This is a genomic window from Gordonia sp. UCD-TK1, from assembly GCF_001691435.1.
GTDB classification, from domain to species: Bacteria; Actinomycetota; Actinomycetes; order Mycobacteriales; family Mycobacteriaceae; genus Gordonia; species Gordonia hongkongensis.
Map to the genome: position 1 here is coordinate 19,211 of NZ_LZMP01000057.1, position 26,676 is coordinate 45,886.

Sequence of the window (26,676 nt, forward strand, 5' to 3'; positions counted from 1 at the left end):
AACCCGCCGGGGTCAAATCCGGGGTAACCACGTTGAAGCGGTGAACAATTGACGACCATGACACGTGCGACCTTCGAGCGGCTCGGCGCCGGCCCGTCGCGTCCGGGACGCCGGCCCGGGCGTGGACCCGGAGCGGGGTCGGGAGGATCGGATCGGAAGGGGCCCGGCGGGCGGAACGGCCGTGGGCCGCAGGGTTTCGTCTTCCGTGCGCGCGCGGCCGGCGTGGTGGTCCTGCTGGTCGTTCTCGCCGTCGCGGTCAAGATGATCGTCGTCCACACGGTGCAGGCGAGTTCGATCTCTGCCGAGGCCGCACAGCAGCGCGAGTACACGCAGGTCCTCACCGCCAAGCGCGGTGCGATCCTCGACCGCAACGGGCGCCCGCTGGCCTACACCGACGAAGCGCGGTCGTTGACGTTCCTGCCCAAGGCCGTTCGCAAGACGATCGAGGAAGAGCACCGCAAGAACCCCGCGCTTCCCGACGTCGAGACCAGGCTCGAGGAGATCGCGAAGGGGGTGTCGGTGGCCCTCGGTGGTTCGATCAGCGAGGAGGATCTCCTCGAGAAGGTCACCGGCGAGGACACTTTCGTGTACCTCGCGCGGTCCGTGAGCCCCGACGTCGCGTCCCGGATCACCGAGGACTTCCCGGAGGTCGGTGCCGACCCGCAGAGCATCCGCCTGTACCCGGGTGGGTCGCTGGCGGCGAACGTGGTCGGCGACGTGAACTACGACGGCAACGGACTCATCGGGCTCGAGGCGTCGCTGGACTCGATCCTGTCCGGGACCGACGGCTCGCGGACCTACGATCGGGGATCGGACGGGGCCGTCATCCCCGGCAGTATGCGCAACGTGCATCCGGCTCTCAACGGGGCGACGGTGCGCCTCACCCTCGACTCCGACATCCAGTGGTTCGTCCAGAGCCAGGTCATGAAGGCCAAGCAGGCATCGGGTGCGCAGGGCGCGTCGGCCGTGGTGCTCGATGCCAAGACCGGTGAGGTGCTGGCGATGGCGAACGACGGGACGTTCAACGCATCCATCCCGTTGTCCGAGCAGCCCGATGCCGAGCTGGGCAACCCCGCCGTCACCTCTCCGTTCGAGCCGGGTTCGGTCAACAAGCTCATCGCCGCCGCGGCCGCCGTCGAATACGGCATCACCCGGCCCGAGACGGTGCACCGCGTTCCGGGCAGCATCCGGATGGCAGGGGTGACGGTGCGCGACGCCTGGGAGCACGGGGTCGAGCCCTACACGACCACCGGCATCTTCGGTAAGTCGTCGAACGTCGGCACCCTGATGCTCGCGCAGCGGATCGGTGAGGAGCGCTTCGCCGACATGGTCAAGAAATTCGGTCTCGGTCAGCGAACCGGGGTCGGCCTGCCCGCGGAGAGCGCGGGAGAGGTTCCCGCCCTGAGTCAGTGGTCGGGTGGTTCGTTCGCCAACCTGCCCATCGGACAGGGCCTTTCGATGTCGCTGTTGCAGATGACCGCGATGTACCAGGCGATCGCCAACGACGGCCTGCGCATTCCGCCGCGCATCCTGGCGTCGGAGCAGCGGGACGGGTCGGCGCCCGACGACCGGGCGCGGCCCCAACCCGTCCGGGTGGTGAGCGAGTCCACCGCCCGCACCGTCCGGGACATGTTCCGGTCGGTGGTGCAGGACGACCCGACCGGTGAGCAACAGGGCACCGGGACCAAGGCGGCCGTCGACGGCTACCAGGTGAGCGGCAAGACCGGCACCGCGCAGCAGGTCGATCCATCCTGTGGGTGCTACTCGAACTCGCGGTACAACATCACGTTCGCGGGCATCGCCCCGGCCGACAACCCGCGCTACGTCGTCGGGATCATGCTCGACAACCCACGGCGCAGTTCCGACGGGTCGGGCGGTCAGTCGGCGGCCCCGCTGTTCTCCACCATCACGTCGTGGATGCTCCAGCGCGCCCAGGTGCCGCTGTCCGCGCCGACGCCGCGCCTGACCCTGACCGCGCGGTAGCGCCCGCGGCGTCGGTCGCCGATCAGCCGGGCACCCGGACAGGTTCGGCCACGGGCGCACCGTGTGCCGTGGCGTCGGGGCGGGTCGGTATCGTGAGTGCGATTCTGCGCCTCCCGACGAGGCACCGACGCACCTCGCGGCACAGCCCGGTCCGACGTCCTGACACCGACACCCGTACCGAGCAGTCCCGCACGACCAGCACAGTCCCGAGGAGCGAGCATGTCCGCTCGCCCGTGGGAAACGCCGAGAGAAGAACCGAGGAGGCGAGGAGCACCGATGGCGTCTCGTCGACCATCACCCGACCGGAGTGGCGGACCCATCCGTCCGCGTCATGTCACGCCGACGCCGGTGTCCGTGTTGTCCACCGCCACCGGGGCCCGACTCGACCTGGTCGGCGGCGCCGACGCCGAGACCCAGGTGACCGGGGTCGTCCTGCGCGCACAGGACGTCCGGCCCGGTGACCTGTTCGCCGCACTGCCCGGGGCCAGCACGCACGGCGCGAAGTTCGCCGATCAGGCCGTGGCGGCGGGTGCGACGGCCATCCTCACCGACCCCGCCGGCCGGGCCGAACTGGCTCGCGTCCTGCCGCCGGAGACGGCCGTCGCGGTCCTCATCCATCCCGCTCCACGCACGGTTCTCGGCAATGTCAGCGCCCGCGTGTACGGCAATCCGTCCCAGCGACTCAAGCTGATCGGCATCACCGGCACGTCGGGCAAGACCACCACGTCCTATCTGGTCGAGGCCGCTCTACTGGCCGCCGGGCACTCGGTCGGGCTCATCGGCACCGTCGAGACCCGCGTGAACGGCGTCGCCCAACCGAGTTCGCTGACCACGCCGGAGGCGCCGACCCTGCAGGCCCTGCTCGCGGCGATGCTCGAGGACGGCGTCGACATCGTCGTCATGGAGGTGTCGAGTCACGCGCTGGCGCTCGGTCGTGTCGACGGTGCGCATTTCGCGATCGGCGCGTTCACCAACCTCTCGCAGGACCACCTCGACTTCCACCTCACGATGCGCGCCTACTTCGACGCGAAGGCCCAGTTGTTCGTCCCGTCCGCCCCGACGCACGCGGTCCGGGCGGTCGTGTGCGTCGACGACGAGTGGGGTCGGCGAATGGCCGAGCTCGCCCGGCGGCCGGGCGAGGCCGCCCATCTGCAACCGGTCCTGGTGTCCACCGGGCCGACGTCGGCCCACTGGCATGCGGGTGAGTCGTCGGTCGCCGCCGACGGCTCGTCACGCACCCCGTTCACCGAGCCGGACGGCGAGCACGAGCTCCTCATCCCGTTACCCGGCCGGTACAACGTGGCCAACGGGCTCCTGGCCGTCGCCGTGGCACACGCCGCCGGGGTGCCGGTGCCGACCGCGCTCGAGGCGGTCGCGTCGGTGAGCGTGCCGGGACGCCTACAGCGCATCGATCGTGGACAGCCGTTCCTGGCCCTCGTCGACTACGCGCACAAGCCGGGCGCGATCGAGGCGGTGCTGGCGACACTGCGCGGGCAGACGACCGGACGGGTGGCCATCGTCGTCGGTGCCGGCGGCGATCGCGACACCGGGAAGCGACCGCTGATGGGGGAGGCGGCCGCGCGTGGTGCCGAACTCGTGGTCGTGACCGACGACAACCCGCGTACCGAGGACCCGGGTGCGATCCGGGCCGAGGTGCTCGCCGGTGCACAGGCCGTGCCCGGAACCGAGCGCCCCCGCGGCGCGGAACCGATCCGGGAGATCGGCGATCGCGCCGCCGCGATCGMGGCGGCCGTCGCCTGGGCACGACCCGGCGACATCGTGCTGGTCGCCGGCAAGGGACACGAGGCAGGACAGGAGATCGACGGCGTGAAGCATCCGTTCGACGATCGGGAGGTCGTCGCCCGTGCGCTCGAGTCCCGCGCAGCCGAGGCTCCGGGTGCGGTCACGGAGAGCGAACGATGACCACCGGAGCGGTCACGGTCATCCGCGGCGATGCGCCGGTGTCGGTCGACGACGCCCGCCGGCTGATCCGGCGCCTCGCCGAGTCTGCCGGCGCCGGCCGCACCTGGGCGGTCATCGCCGAGCTGGCCTCGCCGGCCGGCCTGACCGAGAACCAGCGCGTCGTCGAACACGATCTGCTGGGTCGCCTGGCGGTCCGGCTGGCTGTCGACAAGACTCTCTGCGTGGGGGATTCACGATCGGTGCACGCGCTGCACCAGGGCGCGGTCATGGAGGGTTCGTGGGGTGACGAGGCGCGCATCGTCGAGTCCGTCGACGCCGCCGCCCGACTCGCCGACACCGAACCGGACTGGCGGCCCGCCGCCGGCGACGTCATCCTGCTGGCCGCGGCCGGCGCCGATCTCGACTCGGTGATCACCGCGTGGTCCGAGCGGGGCGGATGGCGGGTCGTCGACGCGACGGCCGCCGACGAGGCGGCACCGTGAGCGCTCGCGCGGGCGTGAGTGGGCCGACGATGCCGCTCCGCCGCGGGGTGTCAGGCAGGTTCGGGAAGATCGCGGCCGGGAACAGACCGGTCGCGTACGGAGAGGATGCGGGGGCAACGCGGTGACACAGATACTCCTCGCGGGGGCGATCGCGATCGCGGTGTCGATCCTGCTGACGCCGGTCCTCATCAAGGTGTTCTCCCGGCAGGGCTTCGGGCAGGAGATCCGGGTCGAGGGCCCGCAGAGCCACCAGACCAAGCGCGGGACCCCGTCGATGGGCGGCGTCGCGATCCTGGCCGCCCTCTGGGCCGGCTATTTCGGCGCCCACCTCGTCGGGGTCTTCACCGACGCCGGGAACGGGCCGACCGCCTCCGGACTGCTCGTCCTGGGGCTGGCGACCGCGTTGGGCGTCGTCGGGTTCCTCGACGACATCATCAAGATCCGCAAGCATCGCAATCTCGGTCTGAACAAGACCGCGAAGTCGATCGGGCAGTTCATCGCCGCCATCCTCTTCGGCATCCTGGTGCTGCAGTTCCGCAACGACTACGGCTACACGCCGGCGAGCACGAACCTGTCCTACGTCCGCGACATCGATGCGATCACGCTCGGGTCGGTCGTGTTCGTGGTGTTCTGCTGGCTGGTGGTCGCGGCCTGGTCGAACGCGGTGAACTTCACCGACGGGCTCGACGGCCTGGCCGCCGGCTCCATGGCGATGGTCCTGGGCTCCTACGTCCTGGTCACCTTCTTCCAGTTCGTCAACGCCTGTGCGGGCGGCGCGAAACCGCCGAGCGAGATCCCCACCGGCTGCTACCAGGTCCGTGACCCCCTCGATCTCGCGCTCATCGCCGTGGCCGGCGGTGGAGCGTGCCTCGGCTTCCTCTGGTGGAATGCGGCGCCCGCCAAGATCTTCATGGGCGACACCGGCTCGCTCGCCCTCGGCGGCATGCTCGCCGGTCTGTCGATCACCACGCGAACGGAGTTGCTCGCGGTCGTGATCGGCGCGCTGTTCGTCGCCGAGATCATGTCGGTGGTGATCCAGATCGCCTTCTTCCGGACCACCGGTCGTCGCGTGTTCCGGATGGCGCCGTTCCATCACCACTTCGAACTCGGTGGCTGGGCGGAGACCACGGTGATCATCAGATTCTGGTTGCTCACCGCCATCGCCTGTGCGCTCGGCCTGTCGCTGTTCTACGGCGAGTTCCTGACCACCAATGGCTGATCAGCCGGAAGCGAGTCCGACCCCCGGGGGGCCCGACCCGCGCGCCCTGGCCGGCCGGACCGTCGTGGTCGGCGGGGCCGGGACCGCGGGGTTGTCCGCCACCCGGTTCCTGGTGACGCTCGGCGCGCATGTCCTGCTCGCCGACGACCGGTTCGCCGGTGCTGACGCGCCGCCCGTCGACCGGAACGCCGCGGCCGCGGCGGTCGCCGGGGTCACCGAACTGATGTCGCAGGGCGTCGAACCGGTCGCCGTCGCGGGTCTGCTCACCGGTCCCGGGCGACTGGCGACGGCCAAGGTCGTGATCGTGTCACCCGGCTTCGCGCCCACCCACCACCTGGTGGCGGCCGCGGCCGCCGCCGGCGTACCGGTCTGGGGCGAGGTCGAACTGGCCTGGCGCGTGGACGTCGCGGGACTGCTGGGCGAACCACGCACCTGGCTTGTCGTGACCGGCACCAACGGCAAGACGACGACCACGTCGATGCTCGCCGGGATCGTCGAGGCGTCGGGCCGCAGGGGTGCGGCCTGTGGCAACATCGGGCTCCCGGTGCTCGACGCGATGCAGGCCGAGCCCAGGGTGGACGTGCTGTGCGCCGAACTGTCGTCATTTCAGCTGCATTGGGCGCCGTCGGTCCGTCCGCATGCGGGAGTCGTGCTCAACGTGGCCGAGGATCACCTCGACTGGCACGGGACCTTCGAGGCGTACGCACTTGCCAAGGCGGGAGCGCTGCGCGGTGCGGTGAGTGTCGTCGGACTCGACGACCCGGTCGCGTCCGGCCTGCCCGCCGCGGGCCGCCGCATCGGTTTCACGCTGCGCGAGCCGCAGCCCGGACAACTCGGCGTCGCGGACGGTGTGCTGATCGACCGCGCCTTCGACGCGGGCCGGTTGTATGACGCCGACGAGGTGCGCCCGGCCGGACCGTCGGGTGTCGCCGATGCGCTGGCCGCGTCGGCTCTCGCGCTCGCGGCCGGCATCGGGCCGGAGGCGATACGGGCAGGGCTGGCGTCCTTCCGGCCGGCCGGTCATCGCGGCGAAGTCGTCGCCTCGCGGGACGGGATCGACTTCGTCGACGACTCGAAAGCCACCAACCCCCACGCCGCCCAGGCGGCGGTCGCCGCCTTCGATCGGGTCGTCCTGATCGCGGGCGGTCTGCTCAAGGGTGCGTCGATGGATGAGATGCTCACCGCGGTGGGCAGTCGGCTGGCCGGGGTGGTCGCGATCGGCCGCGACCGGGACCTGGTGATCGAGGCGATCGCGCGACACGCCCCAGAAGTCCCAACAGTCACAGTATTCACAGGGGACGATGGCACGGTGAACGCGCATCGTCCGGGACAGGCCGGTCCCCAAGCCTCAGCAGTTGATCTCCCGGGGACGGGCTCCTCGACATCGGTGGCGGTCATGGACCGGGCCGTCGAGGAGGCGTGGGTGCTCGCGGAGGCGAGCCCGTCCGCGCCCGACGCCGTGCTGCTCGCACCCGCGGCGGCCTCGCTGGACATGTTCGCCGGATACGGCGCGCGCGGTGACGCTTTCGCCGCCGCCGCGCGTCGGATCGCCGGCTCGCCCGACACCGGACGCTGAGTCGGATGAGCAGCCGCAACCCGGCCGCGGACAACGACCCCGTCGACGATGCCGACGACCGCAGCGGTCTCGACGGCGTCGGAGATGATGGTGTCGCTGCCGACAACGGGAGCGCTGATGTCGAGACCGGCGGGGACACCGGTGGCCGGACGCGCACGAGAGACGAACGGCCGGGCGTGAAGCGCGGCACCGGCGCCAGGTCGGCACGGGACGACGCCTCGGGCCGCTCCGCGGGTGCGGCAGCAGCGACTGCCGCGTCGATCCCCGCGATCGTGCTCGACGCCATCCGCAACCTGTTGGCGCGTCCGCTGGCGTCCTATCAGCTGATCCTCACGATGTCGTTCCTGCTCACCACATTCGGCCTGGTGATGGTCCTCTCGGCGTCGTCGGTCGAGGGGTATTCCAAAGAGGGATCGGCGTACGGGCTGTTCGCCACGCAGGTGATCTTCGCCCTGCTCGGCCTGGTGGTCTTCTACTTCATGCTGCGGATTCCGGTGCGGTTGCTCCGACGGTTCGCCGCTCCGGCGATGTTCGTCGCGGTGGTGCTGCTGGCGCTGGTCCTCATCCCCGGCGTGGGCACGCTCAGTCAGGGCGCGCGCCGCTGGTTCGTCATCTACGGCCTGTCGGTGCAGCCGTCGGAGCTGGTGAAGGTCGCGTTGTGCATTTGGGGTGCGCACCTGCTGGCCTCGCGCCGACGGGACAACGCCTCGCTGCGCGAGCTGCTGGTCCCGCTCGTCCCGGTGGCCATGCTCGTGTGCCTGCTCATCATCCTCGAGCCGAACCTGTCGACGACGATCACCATCGCGATCATCGTCGGTGCGCTGTTGTGGTTCGCGGGACTGCCGGTCAAGGTCTTCGTCTCGTTCGCGGTGTCCGGCATCGCGCTCGCCGTGATCCTCGCCCTGGCCGAGGGCTACCGCTCGCAGCGCGTGATGAGCTTCCTCGGCAACGTCGATGACCCGCAGGGCGCCGGCTATCAGGCGCGCCAGGCGACCTACGCGCTCGCCAACGGCGGGGTCTTCGGCGTGGGCCTCGGCCAGTCGAGTGCCAAGTGGAACTATCTGCCGAACGCGCACAACGACTTCATCTTCGCGATCATCGGCGAGGAGCTCGGGCTGCTCGGCGGGCTCATGGTGGTGTTCCTGTTCGTCGTCCTCGCCTACATCGGCTTCCGGATCGCATCCCGGTCGACCGATCCCTTCCTGCGCCTGATGTCGGCGACCATCACGGTGCTGATCACCGCGCAGGCGTTCATCAACATCGGCTACGTCATCGGATTGCTGCCGGTGACCGGGATCCAGCTGCCGCTGATCTCGGCCGGCGGCACGTCGACGCTCACCGTCCTCGCGATGCTCGGTCTGCTCGCCAACGCCGCGAGGCACGAACCCGAGGCGGTCGCCACGCTCACCGGCGGGTCGCCGAGCCGCGTCGCACGGTGGCTGCGCCTGCCGACGCCGGTGGCCTACCGGCAGACACGGGCGGAGTCGCTGCGCGATCGACTGGACCAGCGCCGCACGGCCGGTCCGCGTCCGACGGCCGGTGCGGGTCGCGGCGGCCGAGGACCGCAGTCGCGTCGCCGTCCGCCGAGCGGGCCCGCGCCGTCGGCCGATGCCGGACGTGGCCGTCGACGCCTCCCGTTGCCCTGGCGGCGTGCCGCCGAGACGTCGCAGCGGCGTGCCGCCCCGTCGTCGCAGTCCGCGCGGGACGATCGGCGGCAGGGCCGGTCGTCGACGCGATCCGGTGCCGGCGACACCCGAGGGGCCCGGTCGGCGGCCTCCGGCCGGGCGGGTGTCCCGCGCGGGCGGGTCCGGCCGGGGACTTCTTCGCGGAGCGGCGTCGACTACGGTGTCGGGTATCGGGGGAGCGGGTCGTATGTACGCGGCGCCGGGAGCGGAGCGAGCGGGCCGTATGTACGCGGCGCCGGGAGCGGAGCGAGCGGGCCGAATGTACGCGGCGCCGGCCGTCGGTGACCGGCGGTGGGAGCGGCTGAGGTGCGGGCCCACGACGGGAGATCTCCCGGCCGGGAGCCCGCGAATGAGATCGAAAGCTGAAATGGAGTGACGACGCCGGTGAGTTCGGGTGCGGTACAAGCTGATACGACCGGACGGCCGAGCGGCCGGCCGTTGTCGGTGGTCGTCGCAGGCGGCGGCACGGCCGGTCACATCGAACCCGCCCTCGCCGTCGCCGACGCGGTCAGCCGCATCGATCCGACGGCCCGTATCACGGCGCTGGGTACGAGTCGGGGCCTCGAAGTCGATCTCGTCCCGGAACGCGGATACGACCTGCAGCTGATCCCGCCGGTGCCGTTGCCGCGCAAACCCGGCCTCGACCTGGCGCGCACCCCCGGTCGTCTGCTGGGTTCGGTGGCCGCCACCCGCAAGGTTCTCGACGAGGTGGACGCCGACGTGGTCATCGGTTTCGGTGGTTACGTCTCGGTGCCGGCGTACCTCGCGGCGCAGATGCACCTGCGCCGACGCAATCGGATCCCGATCGTCATCCATGAGGCCAATGCCTCGGCCGGCATCGCCAACAAGGTCGGTGCCCGCTTCGCCGATCGGGTCCTGGCGGCGGTCGACGGTTCCGGGCTCGATGCGACGGTCGTCGGAATCCCGGTGCGCGGTGTCCTCGCCGAACTGGACCGGCCCGCCCTGCGGGCGAAGGCGCGCCACTACTTCGGACTCGACGACGACGCTCCGACGCTGCTCGTCTTCGGCGGCTCGCAGGGCGCGCAACGACTCAACGACGCCGTGTCGGGCGCGGCGAAGACATTGGGTGAGGCCGGCATCGGCGTGCTGCACGCATACGGTCCCAAGAACTCGATCGACCCCGCCGTCGTCGATGACGCGCCGCCCTACCGCGCCGTCGGGTATCTCAAACGGATGGATCTCGCGTACGCCGCCGCGGATCTCGTGATGTGCCGGTCCGGCGCGATGACCGTCGCCGAGGTGTCGGCGACCGGGTTGCCCGCGATCTATGTCCCGCTGCCGCACGGGAACGGCGAACAACGACTGAATGCGCTCCCGGTCGTGGAGGCGGGCGGGGGACTGCTCGTCGACGATGCGACGGTGGACGCGGACTGGGTTGCCCGCGAAGTGCCTGCGCTGCTGACGGATTCGGCTCGGCTGCACGAGATGTCGATCGCTGCCGCGGGCACCGGGCATCGGGACGCCGCGGCGGCGGTGGCCACCGCCGCCATCGAACTCGCGCAGGATTTCCGGGCTGGACGTCGTCGCGGTGGGAGGTCGGCCCGTGAACGATGACGCCGTGAGCGAAGCGACGGAGAGGGACGAGGCGGCGTCGGCTCCGGGGTCGCTGCCCGCTGAACTGAGCCGCGTCCACATGGTCGGCATCGGCGGCGCCGGGATGTCGGGGCTGGCCCGGATTCTGCTGGCCCGCGGGGGACAGGTGTCGGGGTCGGATGCCAAGAACAGTCGCGGCATCCTCGAACTCCGGACCCGYGGCGCCCGGGTGCAGGTCGGGCACGATCCGTCGGCGCTCGACCAGATCCCCGGTGGCCCGTCTGTCGTGGTGACCACTCACGCCGCGATCCCGAAGACCAATCCCGAACTCGTGGCGGCACGGTCGCGCGGCATCCCGATTCTCCTGCGACCGCGCGTCCTGGCCCAGCTGATGGCGGGTCAGCGCAGCCTGCTGATCGCCGGCACCCACGGCAAGACCTCCACGACCTCGATGGCGGTCGTCGCGCTGCAGCATGCCGGGACCGACCCGTCGTTCGCGATCGGCGGCGAGCTGAACGAGTCGGGGACCAACGCCCACCACGGTGGCGACCCGATCTTCGTCGCCGAGGCCGACGAGAGCGACGGCTCGCTGCTGGAGTACACACCCGACGTCGTCGTCGTCACCAACATCGACGCCGACCACCTCGACTTCTTCGGTTCCATCGAGGCATATGTCGAGGTGTTCGACCGGTTCGTCGCGCGCATCGCGGGCGGCGGGTCGCTCGTCGTGTGCCTCGACGACCCGGGCTCGGCCGCCCTGGCCGGCCGCGTCGCCGAGTCGCTCACCGCGCGCGGGGTGGAGGTCCTCGGTTACGGACGGGGGACCCACGCCGCGCTGGCGCCGACCGTCCGCAACGTCGCGACCATGACGTCCTGGCAGCCGCGCGGAGGCGGCGGAGCCGCCACGGTCCGGTTCACCTCGCCGCTCTGCCCGGATGTCGAGGATCGACCGATCGTCCTCCCGCTCCCGGGCGAGCACATGGCGCTCAACGCGATCGCCGCGGTGATCGGTGCCGCCAGGGTGGGTGCGCAGCTCGGCGTCGCAACATCCGACGCATCGACCGGGGCCGGGCGGCTCGATGGCATCGTGGCCGGGATCGGCGCGTTCGGCGGTGTCCACCGCCGCTTCGAGTTCCGCGGCCGGCGCGGCGGCGTCGAGGTCATCGACGACTACGCCCATCATCCGACCGAGGTGCGGGCCGTGCTCTCGGCGGCGCAGGACATGGTGTCCGCCCGCGGCGGGCCGAGCGGTTCGCGCGGGCGCGTGATCGCGGTGTTCCAGCCGCACCTCTACTCGCGGACCGTCGAGTTCGCCGACGAGTTCGCCGCTGCTCTCGACCTCGCCGACGCAGTCGTCGTCGCCGATGTGTACGGGGCCCGTGAGGCCCCGATCCCGGGAGTCAGCGGTCGCACGATCTCGGACAAGCTGACCGTGCCGGGGACCTTCGCCCCGGACCTGTCGCGGCTGGCCGCGCAGGTCGCGCGCCTGGCGCGGTCCGGGGATGTCGTGCTGACCCTGGGGGCGGGCGACATCACCATGCAGGGTCCGGAGATCCTCGACGCCCTGGCCTCGGCCTCGACGACCGCCGACACCGCCACCGTGACGGGTTCGGGCGCGACTCCGACCGACGGCCCGGCGGACTCCGACGGCCGGACGGGGCGGGTGTCGTGATCCGCTGGCCGCAGCGCCGCCGGTCGCGCGTGGTCCTCGGCACGCTCATGGTGGTCGCGGCCGGCGTCGGATTGGTGCTCATCGCCTACCTCACGCCGCTGATGTCGGTGCGCGGCACCGACGTCCGCGACAACGGGTCGATTCCGGCCGACGAGATCCTGCGGGTCGCGGCAGTGCCGTCGGGCACCCCGCTGCTGCAGGTCGACACCCGGGCGGTCGCGCAGCGCGTCGCCACCATCCCGTCCGTCGAATCGGCGCGCGTGCAGCGGAGTTACCCCTCGTCACTGACCATCACCGTCGTCGAGCGGGTCCCGGTCGTGATCGTGAACAACGGCGACGACGTCCACGTGCTCGACAAGTCCGGGGTGGCGTTCCTCGACTACGACCGCACGCAGGGCGTCCCGCCCGAGGTGCTCAAGCTCCCCGTTCTCGACACCCCGAACCCGGGGCCGGCGGACCCGACCACCAGGGAGACCATCGCGGCGGTGGCGGGCTTGCCCGAATCGTTGGCGCGGCAGGTCATCCGGGTGACCGCGACCTCGCCGGTCGACATCGAGTTCACGCTGTCGGAGAAGCGCACCGTGGTGTGGGGGGACAGCGACCGCGGCGCCGAGAAGGCCCGCACACTGACGCATCTGCTCACCCGCGAGGCGCGGATGTACAACGTGTCGAGTCCCGAGTTCCCGGCCTATCGGTGACGCACGCCGGATCCGGCCGACCCCGAAATCACCGGTCGGGGTGAGGCGGACCCGCGTGACGGAACCGGACGACCCCCGTGGGGCGGCGAAAAGCTGAGGGTTCCGGCGGATTTCGCCACGACTTCCCGACACGCCGAGCGCGGATCTGGATACCGGGGCCCGCGATGCCTAGCGTCATCACCACAACGAGTTACTTGACATAACTCTAAATCTATGGTTCAGGTTTAGGGTTTGTCGCGAGCGGGACGTGGACCGGCCGGTTCACACAGGACATATCGAGACCAGAACTCGAACAACGAGATCGACCACACAAGGAAGGCGAGCGCATGACGCCACCGCACAACTACCTGGCCGTCATCAAGGTCGTCGGCATCGGCGGTGGCGGCGTGAATGCCGTCAACCGCATGATCGAACAGGGACTCAAGGGAGTCGAGTTCATCGCGATCAACACCGACGCCCAGGCGTTGTTGATGAGCGACGCCGACGTCAAGCTCGATGTCGGGCGCGACTCGACACGGGGTCTCGGCGCCGGTGCCGATCCCGAGGTCGGTCGCCGCGCCGCCGAGGACGCGCGCGACGAGATCGAGGAACTGCTCAAGGGCGCCGACATGGTCTTCGTGACCGCGGGCGAGGGCGGCGGGACCGGAACGGGTGGTGCACCCGTGGTCGCGTCGATCGCGCGGAAGCTCGGTGCGCTCACCGTCGGCGTGGTCACCCGGCCGTTCGCCTTCGAGGGCAAGCGGCGCGGCGGACAGGCCGAGGCGGGCATCACCGCTCTGCGCGAGTCCTGCGACACCCTGATCGTGATCCCCAACGACCGTCTGCTGCAGCTCGGCGACGCGCAGGTCAGCCTGATGGACGCGTTCCGCAGTGCCGACGAAGTGCTCCTCAACGGCGTGCAGGGCATCACCGACCTCATCACCACGCCGGGCCTGATCAACGTCGACTTCGCCGACGTCAAGGGCGTCATGAGCGATGCCGGCAGCGCGCTGATGGGCATCGGTTCGGCCCGCGGCGAGGAGCGTGCGCGCAAGGCCGCCGAGTCCGCGATCAACTCGCCGCTGCTCGAGGCCTCGATGGAAGGGGCCCGCGGTGTGCTGATCTCGATCGCCGGTGGCAGCGACCTGGGCCTGTTCGAGATCCACAACGCCGCGACCCAGGTGCAGGAGGCCGCGCACGAGGACGCCAACATCATCTTCGGCACGGTGATCGACGACAACCTCGGTGACGAGGTCCGGGTCACGGTCATCGCCGCCGGCTTCGACGGTGGCTCACCCAAGAAGCGGACCGACGTCCCGGCCGCCGCGGGGCGTTCCGCGGTCGGTCAGGGCCAGGCCGGCGCCGTGGCGTCGCCGCCGAAGAACGATCCGCTCTTCGGGGACATGCCGAAGGGTGCGGGCGATCCGTTCGAGCAGGAGCCGGAGCCGCCCCGCCGCAACACCGTTCGGCTCGACGACGACGATGTCGACGTGCCGTCGTTCATGAAGCGCTGAGCCCGCGCATGCGGGTGCGTCGTGTCATCACCACCCGTGCCGGCGGGGTCTCGGTGTCACCGTACGATTCGTTCAATCTCGGTGATCACGTCGGAGACGATCCGGAAGCCGTGGCGGCGAACAGGATTCGGCTGGCCGAGCAGATCGGGGTGGCGGCCGGGTCGGTGGTCTGGATGGAACAGATCCACAGTCGCAACGTCACCGTGGTCGACGGACCGGTTCCCGAGCCGGTGCCCGCCACCGACGCGCTGGTCACGACCACGCCCGGTCTCGCCCTCGCCGTGCTGTCCGCCGACTGCGTCCCGGTACTCCTCAGCGACGACGACGCCGGTGTGATCGCGGGGGTCCATGCGGGCCGCGTCGGCGCCCGGATCGGCATCGTGCCCGCCACCCTGCGCGCAATGGTCGAACTCGGCGCCCGGATCGGGTCCATCGGCGCCTTCCTCGGTCCTGCCGCGAGCGGAGACCACTACGAGGTGCCCGCCGACATGCAGGCCGACGTAGAGAAACATCTGCCGGGCAGCGCCGTGCGTACCAAGAAGGGCACGGCCGGTCTCGACCTGCGTGCCGGCTTGCGGCGGCAGTTGCTCGAGGCCGGCGTCGCCGGAGTCGCGGTCGACCCGCGGGACACCATCGCCGACCCGAGCCTGTTCAGCCATCGCCGGGGCGCACCCACGGGCCGCCTGGCCTCGGTCATCTGGATGGACCCCGATGACGATGCACCCGGTGAGCGGCGCCCGCTCGGGGAGTGACCCGGTGGCGAGAAGGATGGGGACATGACCGGGTCATCTGATGCGCGCACCGCCGAGCTGGGGGAACGGTTGGCCGCGGTGCGTCGGCGCCTCGACGCCGCGGTCGAGGCCGCCCACCGGCCGGCGGGCTCCTGTCAGCTCCTCGTGGTCACGAAGTTCTTTCCCGCGGATGACGTCCGTCGGCTGCTGCAGCTGGGGGAGCGCGCGTTCGGCGAGTCGCGCGAACCCGAGGCCGGCCGGAAGGTGGCAGAGGTGCTGGGGGACTGGGAGTCCCCGGAGCCCGGCGACGTCCCCGTCTTCGACATGATCGGTTCGGTGCAGTCCAAGAAGGCCCGGTCGGTGGCGCGGTGGGCGCGCGCGGTGCACTCCGTCGACCGCCCGAAGGTCGTCGACGCCCTGGATAGTGCCGCGGTCGCGGCACTCGACGAGGGGGAGCGCGCCGATCCGCTCGGCATCCTGCTCCAGGTCAGCCTCGACGGCGATCCGCAACGCGGCGGCGTCGTCGAAGACGATCTCCCGGCTCTGGCCGAGCGGGTCGTCGAGGCCGACTCACTGCGGTTGCGCGGGCTCATGGTCATCGCCCCGCTGGACGGCGAACCCGGGCACTGGATGGCCGAGGCCGCACGCATCCACGAGGCGTTCCGCGGGCGATTCGACGCCGCCGAACTGTCCGCGGGCATGTCCGGGGACATGGAGGAGGCGGTCGCCGCAGGCTCGACATGCGTGCGTGTCGGAACCGCGATCATGGGCGATCGGCCGCTAATCTCTCAGTAATCACATTGGTAACACGAGAACCAAGTGACACACGAAGCGCAGTTAGCTCACTGACCACAGATGCACCATCCGGCACGGCAGCAACCGGCGTCGCACTACCAGAGAGGCCGTCAATGACCACGATGCAGAAGTTCAAGGCTTACTTCGGCATGGTGCCGCCCAGCGAGTACGAGGACGACTACCTAGAGGAGTCGGCCCCGCCGCTGCGTGAGCGGTCTCGTGAGCGCGCCTACCGTGACGACTACTACGGCGACTCCTCCTACGATCCCGGATACGAGCCGTCGTTCCGGGACGCCGGCTACCGCGACGAGATCGCGTACCGCGACGAGCTGTCCGACCGCCACTACGATGCCGGCTTCGACCTGGCCCCGGAGTACGCGGCGGAGTTCGCCTACGCCGGCAGTCGCGCGGTGGGCGAGGGGCCGATGCGGGCGCCCGCCCGCCTCGAACCGCTGCAGCGTTCGTCGAGCGCGGCCCTGCGCGCTGCCACCGCGCCGCGGTCGATGGGTGCCGACCCCCGCGAACTCGAGCGCGTCTTCGCCGACAGCCCGCTGCAGAAGATCACCACGCTGCGCCCGTCGGACTACAGCGAGGCCCGTACCATCGGGGAGCGTTTCCGCGACGGCAACCCGGTCATCATGGACCTCGTCGACATGAGCAACGACGACGCCAAGCGCCTCGTCGACTTCGCCGCGGGGCTTGCGTTCGCGCTGCGCGGATCGTTCGACAAGGTGGCCACCAAGGTGTTCCTGCTGTCGCCCGCCGACGTCGACGTGTCGCCCGAAGACCGCCGCAAGATCGCCGAGACGGGCTTCTACAACCACTCCTGACCGGCGTCGGGTACCTCGGTTCGCCGTCGTCCGAGATGTTCAGGCACTCTTGACGCGTGGCTGCGATTTTGTTGAGCGTCTTGTACTACATCCTGCTGATCTTCTGGTTGCTCCTCCTGGGCCGGCTGGTGGTCGAACTGGTCCGCACCTTCGCCCGTGAGTGGCGCCCCACCGGGATCGCGGTGGTCGTCATCGAGATGGTCTTCACCGTGACCGACCCCCCGATCAAGGCGCTGCGTCGCGTTCTCCCCCCGATCCCACTCGGTCCCATCCGGCTCGACCTGTCGCTCATGATCGTGATGCTCGTCGTGATCATCGGCATGAATATCGTCAACGGCCTACGCGCCGACGCCCTGGCCGAGTCGCTCGCGATCGCCGGYCACCTCGTCCGCCCCTGATCCCCCTGCTCCCTGAGGAGCGGCCGGAGCTTGCGGAGGGCGCGTCACGAAGGGTCCGTCCCCGGCGGGCGCACCCGATCGGGCGGCGGGTACCCCGCGTTAGGCAGATGGTCTACGGTTATAAGTCATCTTCGGATGACTGTTTCATTTCAACAGCGCATCGCAGAGATGCGACCAACGGTTCGCGTGTGACAGGATTGGACGCCAGTTACAATTTTTGACTGGTATGAATAGTTAGTGACAACCTGTATTGGTCGAACGACTCACCGTCGCGCGATCCGGGTTGGACGGCCCGCCAACTGAACACAAGTTCACCACCAGACATGAGGGGAACCGACATGCGGCTGACTCCAGCTGATGTGCACAACGTCGCGTTCAGCAAACCGCCCATCGGTAAGCGCGGTTACAACGAGGACGAGGTCGATCAGTTCCTCGACTTCGTCGAAGCCGAACTCGCACGGCTGATCGAAGAGAACACCGACCTCAAGCAGCGCGTCGAGGAGCTCGAGAGCGAGCTCGCCGATGCCCGTTCCGGTGGTGGCGCCCAGGCGGACGACCGGACCCAGATGTTCGCCAAGCCCGCCGCGGCACCCGAGCCGCCCGCCCCGGCGCCGGCGCCGGCACCGCAGGCGACCAACGACGACGCCAACGTGCGTGCCGCACGCGTTCTCGCGCTCGCCCAGGACACCGCCGACCGGCTCACGGGCAGCGCACGCGCCGACGCCGACGCGATGCTGTCCGACGCCCAGACGCGCGCCGACACGCTGGTCTCCGAGGCGCAGACCAAGTCCGACGCCATGCTCGCCGATGCCCGGCAGCGCTCGGAGGCGATCCTCGCCGACGCCCAGACGCGATCGGAGGCGCAGTTGCGGCAGGCACAGGAACGTGCCGATGCCCTGCAGAGCGACGCCGAGCGTAAGCACAGCGAGATCATGGGCACGATCAACCAGCAGCGCGGTGTGCTGGAAGGCCGGATCGAGCAGCTCAAGACCTTCGAGCGCGAGTACCGTACGCGTCTGAAGACCTACCTCGAATCCCAGCTCGAGGAACTCCAGCAGCGTGGCAGTGCGGCGCCTGTCGAGGGCGGCCGACCCGATCAGTCGTTCTCGAACGATCCGGGTAACGGTGGATTCAGCAGCTACTCACCCAGCTGACCTGGGCGGATCGGTGCGCACTAGGCTGGTGATGTGCTGACCTTGGCGCTGGCCGCGACCCTCCTGGGGTTCGTGCTGCTCATCCTCGGTCTCATCACCGGGACCGTGTGGCTGGCCGTGGCCTGCATCGTGGTCTGTCTGGTTGGCCTCGGCTTCCTCTTGGCGGACGTGTTCGCCGGTCGCAAGGGCGAAGCGGCCCGGTCACTGGAAGACATGGTCCCGGGCGCCGGTCGCGACACCGATCCGTCGCACGACGCCGATGACGACGCTGTCACCGGGCACGACTCGGACGGCGATCGCGGCGCCGATGCACCGACGCGTCGGTACCCCGCCGCCGACACCCCCGGTGTCGGCGATTCCGAGTCCGCCGGCTATCGGCCCGGGGCCTTCGACCCCGGAATGGCCGCGCCCGCTGGTTCGGTCCCGCCGAATCGACCTGCTCCCGAGCGTCGTGAGGGCAACCTCGAGGACTATCTGCGTTCGGTCGGCGGCGACAGTCCGAGTGGTGACGGGCCGCCCCGCGGGGCCCCGCCCACCGGTGTCGATGTCGCCGGTGGTCGCCCCGGTCCGCCGCCGGGTTCCCGACCGCCCGGCGTGGGACCGCAGAGTCGCCAACCCGGTGTCGGTCAACAGTCGTGGACTCAACAGCAGGCCCGGCCGCAGCAGGGGCAATTCGGTCCTCCGCAATCCGGCCCGCCTCCGACCAGGGGCCAACGGCCTCCGGTCGGCCCGCCGTCGGCTCCGCGTCCGTTCGACCCACAGTCCTCGGGGTGGGCCCCCGACGACGTGCCGGGCGGCGACGCCGCCGGCCCGGACGACTGGGCAACAAGTCCCGACGAGTCCGCGCCGCGTCGTCGGCGTCCGGATTTCGATCCGCTTGATCCGAACTGGCATCCGCCGCCGGACTGAGCGCACCCGGGTGGCCGCGCACCGGTCGAGAACCCATTGGCCCGGCCGGGTCGGTCGTCGCTACACTGGTTCACGCGTTGATCCGGCCATCACCGGGGAGCACCCGGAAGAACAGTGTCATCGAGTGTGGCGTCCAGTGGACGGTGCGAATGCGTGACTCCCAGTAGAACCGGGCGGGCGTGGCCCGTGACAGCCACAGGATCGTACGGTCATCGACCGTCGCGATTCGTCGAGTGGCGTCGGATCTCCGGCGCAAGCGGGGTGGTACCGCGCAGACCTCCGGTGTGCGTCCCCGTGCCGATGAGACATCACCAGGCACGAGGAGACGAGCCGTGAGCGACGCGACCGACCCCACCCAGTCCGCCCCCACTCAGTCCGGGCGGGTGTATCCCAAAGTCGACATGACCGGGGGCACCGGGCGCAGCGCCCCCGACTTCCCGTCCGTGGAACAGCGGGTCCTGCAGTACTGGGACTCCGATTCGACCTTCGCCGCGTCGATCGCGAACCGGGCCGACGCCGAGGAGTTCGTCTTCTACGACGGTCCGCCGTTCGCGAACGGTCTGCCGCACTACGGTCACCTGCTGACCGGTTACGTCAAGGATCTGGTACCCCGGTACCAGACCATGCGTGGCAAGAAAGTGGACCGCCGATTCGGCTGGGACACACACGGTCTGCCTGCCGAGCTGGAGGCCGAACGCCAGCTCGGGATCACCGACAAGTCGGAGATCGAGAAGATGGGCATGGCGAAGTTCAACGAGTACTGCCGCGACTCGGTGCTGCGGTACACGGGGGAGTGGCGTGACTACGTGACCCGCCAGGCCCGCTGGGTCGACTTCGACAACGACTACAAGACACTCGATCTCGACTTCATGGAGTCGGTGATGTGGGCGTTCAAGGCGCTCTACGACAAGGGGCTCATCTACCAGGGCTATCGAGTGCTGCCCTACAGCTGGTACGAGCAGACGCCGTTGTCCAACCAGGAGTCCAAGCTCGACGATGCCTACCGGATGCGGCAGGACCCGGCGGTCACCGTCACGATGCCGCTGCGGGTGCCCGACGGTCCGCTGGCCTCGCTCGACGGAGTCAACGCGCTGATCTGGACGACGACGCCGTGGACCCTGCCGTCCAACCTCGCGATCGCGGTCAATCCCGAGGTCACCTACGTCCACGTGAAGGCCGCCGACGGCCGGGAATACCTGCTGGCCGAGGCGCTGATCGGTGCGTACGCGAAGGAAATCGCCGATCCGGAGGTGCTCGGCACCCACCTGGGCAAGACCTTGGAGAACCTGTCGTACACACCGCCGTTCGACTTCTTCGCCGGCCATCCGAACTCCCATCGCGTATTGCTGGGTGACTACGTGACCACCGACAGCGGCACCGGGATCGTGCACCTCGCACCGGCTTTCGGCGAGGAGGACATGGACCTCGCGACCGCCAACGGCATCGAGGTGGTGCAACCGCTCGACCCGGGCGGACGCTTCACCGCGCAGGTCCCGCCGTACGAGGGCCTGATGGTCTTCGACGCCAACCCGGTGATCATCAAGGACCTGAAGGAAACCGGGCGGATCCTGCGGCACGAGACCATCGAGCACTCCTACCCGCACTCGTGGCGGTCGGGCCAGCCACTGATCTACATGGCGGTGCCGTCGTGGTTCGTCGCGGTGACGCAGTTCCGCGACCGCATGGTCGAACTGAACAAGCAGATCACGTGGGTGCCCGAACACATCCGGGACGGACAGTTCGGCAAGTGGCTCGAAGGCGCCCGGGATTGGAACATCAGCCGCAACCGGTACTGGGGTGCGCCCCTTCCGGTCTGGGTGTCCGACGACCCGGAGTTCCCGCGCGTCGACGTCTACGGTTCGCTCGACGACCTCGAGAACGACTTCGGGGTGCGACCGGACAACCTGCACCGGCCGTTCATCGACGAACTCACCCGGCCCAATCCCGATGACCCGAGCGGGAAGTCGACCATGCGTCGGGTGCCCGAGGTCCTCGACTGCTGGTTCGAGTCGGGTTCGATGCCGTTCGCGCAGGTGCACTATCCGTTCGAGAACCGCGACTGGTTCGACGGTGGTGACTCCGCGCACGCCCCGGCCCACAATCCGGGCGACTTCATCGTCGAGTACAACGGGCAGACCCGTGGCTGGTTCTACACGCTGCACGTGCTGGCCACCGCGCTGTTCGACCGGCCGGCCTTCAAAACCGTTGCTGCGCACGGGATCGTGCTGGGCGACGACGGCCAGAAGATGTCGAAGTCGAAGCGCAACTACCCCGACGTCAACGAGGTCTTCGATCGCGACGGATCGGACGCGATGCGATGGTTCCTGATGGCCTCGCCGATCCTGCGCGGCGGCAACCTCGTCGTGACGGAGCGAGGCATCCGGGAAGGGGTGCGCCAGGCGCTCCTGCCGCTGTGGAACGCCTACAGCTTCCTGCAGCTCTACGCCGAGCGCCCGGCGACCTGGCGGACCGACTCGCAGCACGTGCTCGACCGCTACATCCTGGCCAAGCTGGCGACGACCCGCGACACGATGACCGCGGCACTCGACACCTACGACATCGCGGGGGCGTGCGACGCCTTCCGTGAGTTCGTCGAGTCGCTCACCAACTGGTACGTGCGTCGTTCCCGGGCACGCTTCTGGGCCGGCCAGGACGCGGACACCGACGCCTTCGACACCCTGTACACCGTGCTCGAGGTCGCCTGCCGGCTGGCCTCGCCGCTGCTCCCGCTGGCGACCGAGGCCATCTGGCGGGGTCTCACCGGGGAGCGGTCGGTGCACCTGACGGACTGGCCGACGAACGATGAGCTGCCGGCCGATGCCGACCTGGTCATGGCCATGGACCAGGTCCAGGCGGTGTGCTCGACGGCGTCGAGCGTCCGCAAGGCCAACAAGCTGCGGGTCCGACTGCCCCTGTCGGGTCTGACGGTGGCCTCGCCGACCGCGGCCGCGCTCGAGCCGTTCGTCGACCTGATCAAGGACGAGATGAACGTCAAGGACGTGACTCTGGCGACCGATGCCAGCGAGTACGGACGTCACGAGATCGCGGTCAACGCGCGTGCCGCCGGCCCCCGCTTGGGCAAGGACGTGCAGCGTGCGATCAAGGCGGTGAAGTCGGGCAACTGGACTGCGGGCGAGGGCGCCGACGGGTCCGAGGTCGTGGTCGCCGACGGCATCGAACTCCACGACGGGGAGTTCACCCGGCGGCTGGTGGCCGTCGAACCGGACTCGACCGCGGAGCTGCCGGGCGGGAACGGCCTGGTCGTCCTCGACACGGCGGTCACGCCCGAACTCGAGGCCGAGGGGTGGGCGAAGGACCGGGTTCGCGAGCTGCAGGATGCGCGCCGCACCCTGGGACTGGACGTCTCCGACCGGATCACGGTGCGACTCGTCGTACCGGCCGAACGTCTGGACTGGGCGAGGACGCACGCCGACCTGATCGCCGGCGAGGTGCTCGCGGTGCGGTTCGACGTGACCGGCGACGGTGACGCGGGCAGCATCGAACTGGGCGACGGTGTGACCGCCGACGTGGCGAAGACGAACTGATCCGTTGACACGTGCACCGCGCGGACATCCCGGCCGGGATGTCCGCGCGGTGTCGTCGTCGGTGGCGCGGGGAGGCGTGGTCGGACGAGACGATCTGGGACACCGATCGCAACAGTCGCACCCTGGTGGTGCTGCGCCACGTACGGTGTGGAGACTGCCGCGACCCGACCCCGCAGAGTGAGCACCCACCCGAGCGCGTCGTTCGCCGCCCGAACCATCTACGAGGGGGCAGACCCCGATGACCCGCACGGACGTGGACCCGATCCCGGAGCGATCCGCCGCGTTCGAACCGCTGCTGTTCACGGTGGCCTACGAGATCCTGGGCTCGGCGGTGGACGCCGAACATGTTGTCCGACACTGCCTCTGGGATCATCCGGCGAGCGCGCCGATGGACGCGCTCGACCCCGGGTCGGCTCGAGCGCACCTCATCGCGCAGGTCGCCCGGCGCGCGCTCGACACGCTCACCGCGCGTCGACGTGTTGCCGGGGACTACGTCGGACCGTGGCTGCCCGATCCCATCCGGTTCGACGGCGACGTCCTCGCCGACGCGGGTCTCGCGGAGTTCGCGTCGACCGCGATGCTGCTCGTTCTGGAAGAACTCGAGCCCGCTGAGCGGACGGTGTACGTCCTGCGTGAGATCTTCGGATTCGCCGACGACACGATCGCCACGATGCTGTCCTGGACGCCCGACGAGGTGGGGATGCTCGCGGAACGAGGCCGGTCGTTCGTCGAGCGTCGGCGCCCCCGGTTCGATCCGATGGACCGCGCCCGCGCCGCGGAGGTCGTCGAAACGTTCCTCGACGCGGCCGAGTCGGGCGACGCGGACGCCCTCATCGCCCTCATGGCACCGGAGGTGGTGCTGACCTCGGACAGCAACGGCAAGGCCACCGCGGTACGGCAGCCCATGCGCGGGGCGCCCGCGGTGATGCAGGTGCTGTCGGGGTTCGCTCGGATCGGTGCCGTGCTCGAGGATTACCGCGCCGAGTTCGTGGTCTTCAACGGTCAGCCCGGGATGATCCTCTACTTCGACGGTCGGCTGCAGACCGCGATCACCCTCCGCGTCGTCGATGACCTGATCGTCGACATCTACGTGATGCGCAATCCCGACAAGCTCGTCGGGGTCGAGCTCCGGCGATCGGTCACCCGCTGATCCGCCCACCGCGCGGAGTGCGGGATCTGTACCGGAAACCGGTACGAATACCGCACTCTGTCTGATCTCAGGCGAACAGGCCCGACAGTGTCTGCTCGATCTGGAGCCGGAACAGCTGCTCGGGATGCGCGAAGGTGTCGGTCCCGTACTGGCCGAAGGTCTCCAGGCTGATCGCGCCGACGAGTACGGCCCACAACGTGGTGGCCGCGGCCAGGACCGCGGCGGGTGTGTCGAGGTCGAACTCGTCGCGGATCGCGTCCATGTCCGCGGCGACATCCGTTGTGGGAGAGGGGAGGTCGGCGCGTAGCAGGCCTTCGGCGTGGGCGGCCGAGCACTCGCGGAGGAGCCGCACGGGAATGCGTGTGCCGGGCCCGATGGTCCGCTCGCCGGGGGCGGAGTAGCCGGGCACCGGGCTTCCGTAGATCAGCGCCCAGCGGGATGGCTCGGCGAGAGCCCAGGTCCGCGCTGCCCCGGCCGCGGCTGCGAGTCGATCGCGCCGTCGGGAGGTGGCAATGGAATCGGCCGCGGCATCGACGGCGTCCGCGACATCGGTGTAGGCCTCCACCAGCAACATGGTCAGCAACTCGTCGCGGCTCGGGACGTACCGGTACACCGCCGAGGAGACGACGCCCAAGTCGCGCGCGATGGCGCGCAACGAGAGCCCGGCGGCGCCGTAGGTGGTCAGGTGTTCGCGTCCCAGTCGACGGATCTCGTCGGTCATCATCGCGCGGTTCTCCGCGCGGGTTCGTCCGGTGGCCATGGCGACGATCCTGCCACAAACCGAGAGCGGTGCTCTTGATTTCCTGGCGGCGTGGCTGCATACTCGATTTCGAGAGCACTGCTCTCGAAAGTGCCACCTCGACGAAAGGCCGATCATGACCGCGACCACCCACTACAAGGCCCCCAGCGGATTCGACGCCGCCTTCAACCGCGCGGTGCGCTGGCTCGCCGACCGCGGGGTCAACCTGGCCGGGGCGCAGACGCTCACCGTCGTCGGCCGGAAGACCGGCATGCCGCAGCGGGTTCCGGTCAACGTGCTGCGGCTCGACGGGGCGGAGTACCTGGTCGCCGTCCGGGGCGACACGCAGTGGGTGCGCAACGCGCGCGTGGCCGGCACGGTGGAACTCCGCCGTGGCCGACGTCGGGCCGTCGTCACCCTCACCGAAATCGACCCCGCCCTTCGGCCGCCGGTCATCCGGGAGTACCTGCGTCGCTGGGGGTGGGAGGTCGGGCGGTTCCTGCCCGCGGGCCTCGCGCTCGCCTCGTCGGACGAGGATCTCGCCGCCCACGCCGGGTTGATCCCCGTCTTCGCCGTCACCGCTGCTCACTAGACTCGGTGAGGTGTCACGCCTCGAACCCGAACCGCCGCGCCCGGTCGGTGCGGTGTCGGGGCGGGGGTCCGAACGCAGCCCGCGCTGGGTGATGCACCTCGACATGGACGCGTTCTTCGCCTCCGTCGAACAGCTCACCCGCCCGACGCTGCGCGGCCGCCCGGTACTGGTGGGCGGGTCCGGTGGGCGCGGGGTGGTCGCCGGCGCCAGCTACGAGGCACGCGTGTTCGGGGCCGGCTCGGCGATGCCGATGCACCAGGCGCGTCGGCTCATCGGGCCGACCGGCGTGGTCATCCCGCCGCGCGGATCGGTGTACAGCACGGTCAGCAAACGTGTCTTCGCCATTGTGCGCGAAGCGGTTCCGGTCATCGAGACGCTGTCGTTCGACGAGGCGTTCGGCGAGCCGGAAGAACTCGCGGGGGCGACCGTCGACGCGGCCGGCGAGTTCGCCGAGGAGCTCCGATCCCGGATCTGGAGCGAGGTCGGACTCGCCGCGTCGGTCGGGCTCGGAAGCGGCAAACAACTCGCGAAGATCGCCTCGGGGATGGCCAAACCCGATGGGGTGATGGTGATCCCACCGTCCGGCCAGCTGGAGTTCCTGCATTCGCTCCCGGTCCGCAAGCTGTGGGGCATCGGGCCCGTGTCCGGCGATCGGCTGGCGCGGCTGGGGATCGCGACCATCGGTGACCTCGCGGCGATGTCGCCGGTCGAGGTGGCCTCCGTGCTGGGCGCCACCGTCGGTCCCGCGCTGCATCGCCTTGCCCACGGGATCGACGACCGGCCGGTCGCCGAACGTGCCTCCTCGAAGCAGATCAGCGCCGAGTCCACCTTCGCCGAGGACATCGTCGAACTCGACGCGCTGCGTCCCGCCATCCGCAAGGCCGCCGCCGGCGCTCACCGCCGACTGCTCACCGACGGCCGGGGAGCGCGCACCGTCGTACTGAAACTGAAGAGATCCGACATGTCGATCCTGACGCGCTCGGCGACGACCGCGGCGGCCACCACCGACTTCGACGACCTCGAGCGGACGGCGCAGCGGCTCGCGCTCGATCCGCGTTCCATCGGGGCGATTCGCCTTGTCGGCGTCAGCTTCTCGGGGTTGACTGCGGTGCAGCAGTACGCCCTCTTCGACGAGCTGGGCAGCGAGGGACCGGCCGATGTCGAGACCACCCACCACGACACCGCCGCAGGCCACGGTGCGGAAGAAGGGGGTCGCGCCGAGGTGGCGACGTCACCGGACCCGGCCGGGGCCGAGGCGTCGGCCGTCCAGATAGCTGACTCGGCGCCCGAACCCCCGCGGTTCGCGCCGGGAGGGAGTTCGATGCCGGTCGGCCGCTTCGGCCCCGGCGCCGACGTGACCCACCCCGACCACGGGCACGGCTGGGTTCAGGGGAGTGGACACGGGGTCGTGACCGTGCGATTCGAGACCCGCACGAGCGGGCCGGGGCGCACGCGCACGTTTCCGGTCGACGATCCGAACCTCCGTCCGGCGGATCCGCTCGACAGCCTCGAGTGGGATCTTCTAGGCGACGGTTGACCGATCGGGCA

21 protein-coding genes are annotated in these 26,676 nt (G+C 70.0%); 20 read left to right on the plus strand and 1 reads right to left on the minus strand.

Annotation, left to right across the window (positions count from 1 at the left end):
• Positions 1–57 precede the first annotated feature (57 nt).
• The 18 genes from A9310_RS21405 to A9310_RS21495 all read left to right on the plus strand — a co-directional run bounded on the left by A9310_RS21405 (position 58) and on the right by A9310_RS21495 (position 23,797).
• A complete protein-coding gene (locus tag A9310_RS21405; RefSeq protein WP_065632294.1) occupies positions 58–1,983 on the plus strand; it encodes a penicillin-binding protein 2 in 1,926 nt (641 codons plus the stop codon).
• 276 nt (positions 1,984–2,259) lie between these two features.
• The gene (locus A9310_RS21410; protein WP_065632295.1) at positions 2,260–3,906 is read left to right on the plus strand and encodes a UDP-N-acetylmuramoyl-L-alanyl-D-glutamate--2,6-diaminopimelate ligase; all 1,647 of its coding nucleotides are present in this window, start codon (positions 2,260–2,262) and stop codon (positions 3,904–3,906) included.
• A complete protein-coding gene (locus A9310_RS21415) occupies positions 3,903–4,388 on the plus strand; it encodes a UDP-N-acetylmuramoyl-tripeptide--D-alanyl-D-alanine ligase (protein ID WP_065632296.1) in 486 nt (161 codons plus the stop codon). The genes A9310_RS21410 and A9310_RS21415 overlap by 4 nt, the downstream gene beginning before the upstream one ends.
• Before the next feature lie 121 nt (positions 4,389–4,509).
• Entirely contained in the window at positions 4,510–5,607 is a 1,098-nt protein-coding gene (gene mraY / locus A9310_RS21420; protein ID WP_058251712.1) for a phospho-N-acetylmuramoyl-pentapeptide-transferase, read from the plus strand.
• Positions 5,600–7,183, plus strand: a complete 1,584-nt coding sequence (gene murD, locus A9310_RS21425; protein WP_065632297.1) for a UDP-N-acetylmuramoyl-L-alanine--D-glutamate ligase — start codon at positions 5,600–5,602, stop codon at positions 7,181–7,183. Before mraY ends, murD begins: the two co-directional genes overlap by 8 nt.
• Before the next feature lie 5 nt (positions 7,184–7,188).
• On the plus strand, positions 7,189–9,153 hold the full coding sequence (ftsW, locus tag A9310_RS21430; protein WP_065632298.1) for a putative lipid II flippase FtsW: 1,965 nt from the start codon (positions 7,189–7,191) through the stop codon (positions 9,151–9,153).
• Positions 9,154–9,252: 99 nt separating this feature from the next.
• Complete coding sequence (gene murG, locus A9310_RS21435) at positions 9,253–10,443, plus strand: undecaprenyldiphospho-muramoylpentapeptide beta-N-acetylglucosaminyltransferase (protein WP_254661310.1); 1,191 nt, start codon at positions 9,253–9,255, stop codon at positions 10,441–10,443.
• 79 nt (positions 10,444–10,522) lie between these two features.
• A complete protein-coding gene (gene murC, locus A9310_RS21440) occupies positions 10,523–12,094 on the plus strand; it encodes a UDP-N-acetylmuramate--L-alanine ligase (RefSeq protein ID WP_065632398.1) in 1,572 nt (523 codons plus the stop codon).
• Positions 12,091–12,792 (plus strand): cell division protein FtsQ/DivIB, encoded by a 702-nt coding sequence (locus A9310_RS21445; protein WP_065632300.1) that lies wholly within the window; start codon positions 12,091–12,093, stop codon positions 12,790–12,792. The genes murC and A9310_RS21445 overlap by 4 nt, the downstream gene beginning before the upstream one ends.
• Positions 12,793–13,118: 326 nt before the next feature.
• Entirely contained in the window at positions 13,119–14,285 is a 1,167-nt protein-coding gene (gene ftsZ, locus A9310_RS21450; protein WP_058251716.1) for a cell division protein FtsZ, read from the plus strand.
• 8 nt (positions 14,286–14,293) lie between these two features.
• Positions 14,294–15,037 (plus strand): peptidoglycan editing factor PgeF, encoded by a 744-nt coding sequence (gene pgeF, locus A9310_RS21455; protein ID WP_065632301.1) that lies wholly within the window; start codon positions 14,294–14,296, stop codon positions 15,035–15,037.
• Between the two features lie 24 nt (positions 15,038–15,061).
• Positions 15,062–15,811, plus strand: coding sequence for a YggS family pyridoxal phosphate-dependent enzyme (locus A9310_RS21460; protein ID WP_065632302.1), 750 nt, complete (start codon positions 15,062–15,064; stop codon positions 15,809–15,811).
• Positions 15,812–15,924: 113 nt separating this feature from the next.
• Positions 15,925–16,641, plus strand: coding sequence for a cell division protein SepF (locus A9310_RS21465; RefSeq protein ID WP_065632303.1), 717 nt, complete (start codon positions 15,925–15,927; stop codon positions 16,639–16,641).
• A 56-nt stretch (positions 16,642–16,697) separates the two neighbouring features.
• On the plus strand, positions 16,698–17,039 hold the full coding sequence (locus tag A9310_RS21470) for a YggT family protein (RefSeq protein WP_065632304.1): 342 nt from the start codon (positions 16,698–16,700) through the stop codon (positions 17,037–17,039).
• A 338-nt stretch (positions 17,040–17,377) separates the two neighbouring features.
• Complete coding sequence (locus A9310_RS21475; protein ID WP_065632305.1) at positions 17,378–18,193, plus strand: DivIVA domain-containing protein; 816 nt, start codon at positions 17,378–17,380, stop codon at positions 18,191–18,193.
• Positions 18,194–18,226: 33 nt separating this feature from the next.
• Positions 18,227–19,102, plus strand: a complete 876-nt coding sequence (locus A9310_RS21480) for a hypothetical protein (protein ID WP_065632306.1) — start codon at positions 18,227–18,229, stop codon at positions 19,100–19,102.
• Between the two features lie 401 nt (positions 19,103–19,503).
• On the plus strand, positions 19,504–22,647 hold the full coding sequence (gene ileS / locus A9310_RS21490) for an isoleucine--tRNA ligase (protein ID WP_302621833.1): 3,144 nt from the start codon (positions 19,504–19,506) through the stop codon (positions 22,645–22,647).
• Between the two features lie 238 nt (positions 22,648–22,885).
• Positions 22,886–23,797, plus strand: a complete 912-nt coding sequence (locus tag A9310_RS21495; RefSeq protein WP_065632309.1) for an RNA polymerase subunit sigma-24 — start codon at positions 22,886–22,888, stop codon at positions 23,795–23,797.
• A 67-nt stretch (positions 23,798–23,864) separates the two neighbouring features.
• Here the strand turns inward: A9310_RS21495 and A9310_RS21500 are convergent, their stop codons facing one another.
• Positions 23,865–24,557 (minus strand): TetR/AcrR family transcriptional regulator, encoded by a 693-nt coding sequence (locus A9310_RS21500; protein WP_065632310.1) that lies wholly within the window; start codon positions 24,555–24,557, stop codon positions 23,865–23,867.
• Between the two features lie 115 nt (positions 24,558–24,672).
• On the opposite strand from A9310_RS21500, the gene A9310_RS21505 reads away from it, so the two are divergent.
• Together A9310_RS21505 and A9310_RS21510 are read left to right on the plus strand one after the other, a co-directional pair.
• Positions 24,673–25,128: a nitroreductase/quinone reductase family protein gene (locus A9310_RS21505; RefSeq protein ID WP_065632311.1), complete on the plus strand. Its 456-nt coding sequence runs from the start codon at positions 24,673–24,675 to the stop codon at positions 25,126–25,128.
• 10 nt (positions 25,129–25,138) lie between these two features.
• On the plus strand, positions 25,139–26,665 hold the full coding sequence (locus A9310_RS21510; RefSeq protein WP_065632312.1) for a DNA polymerase IV: 1,527 nt from the start codon (positions 25,139–25,141) through the stop codon (positions 26,663–26,665).
• Positions 26,666–26,676: the final 11 nt, after the last annotated feature.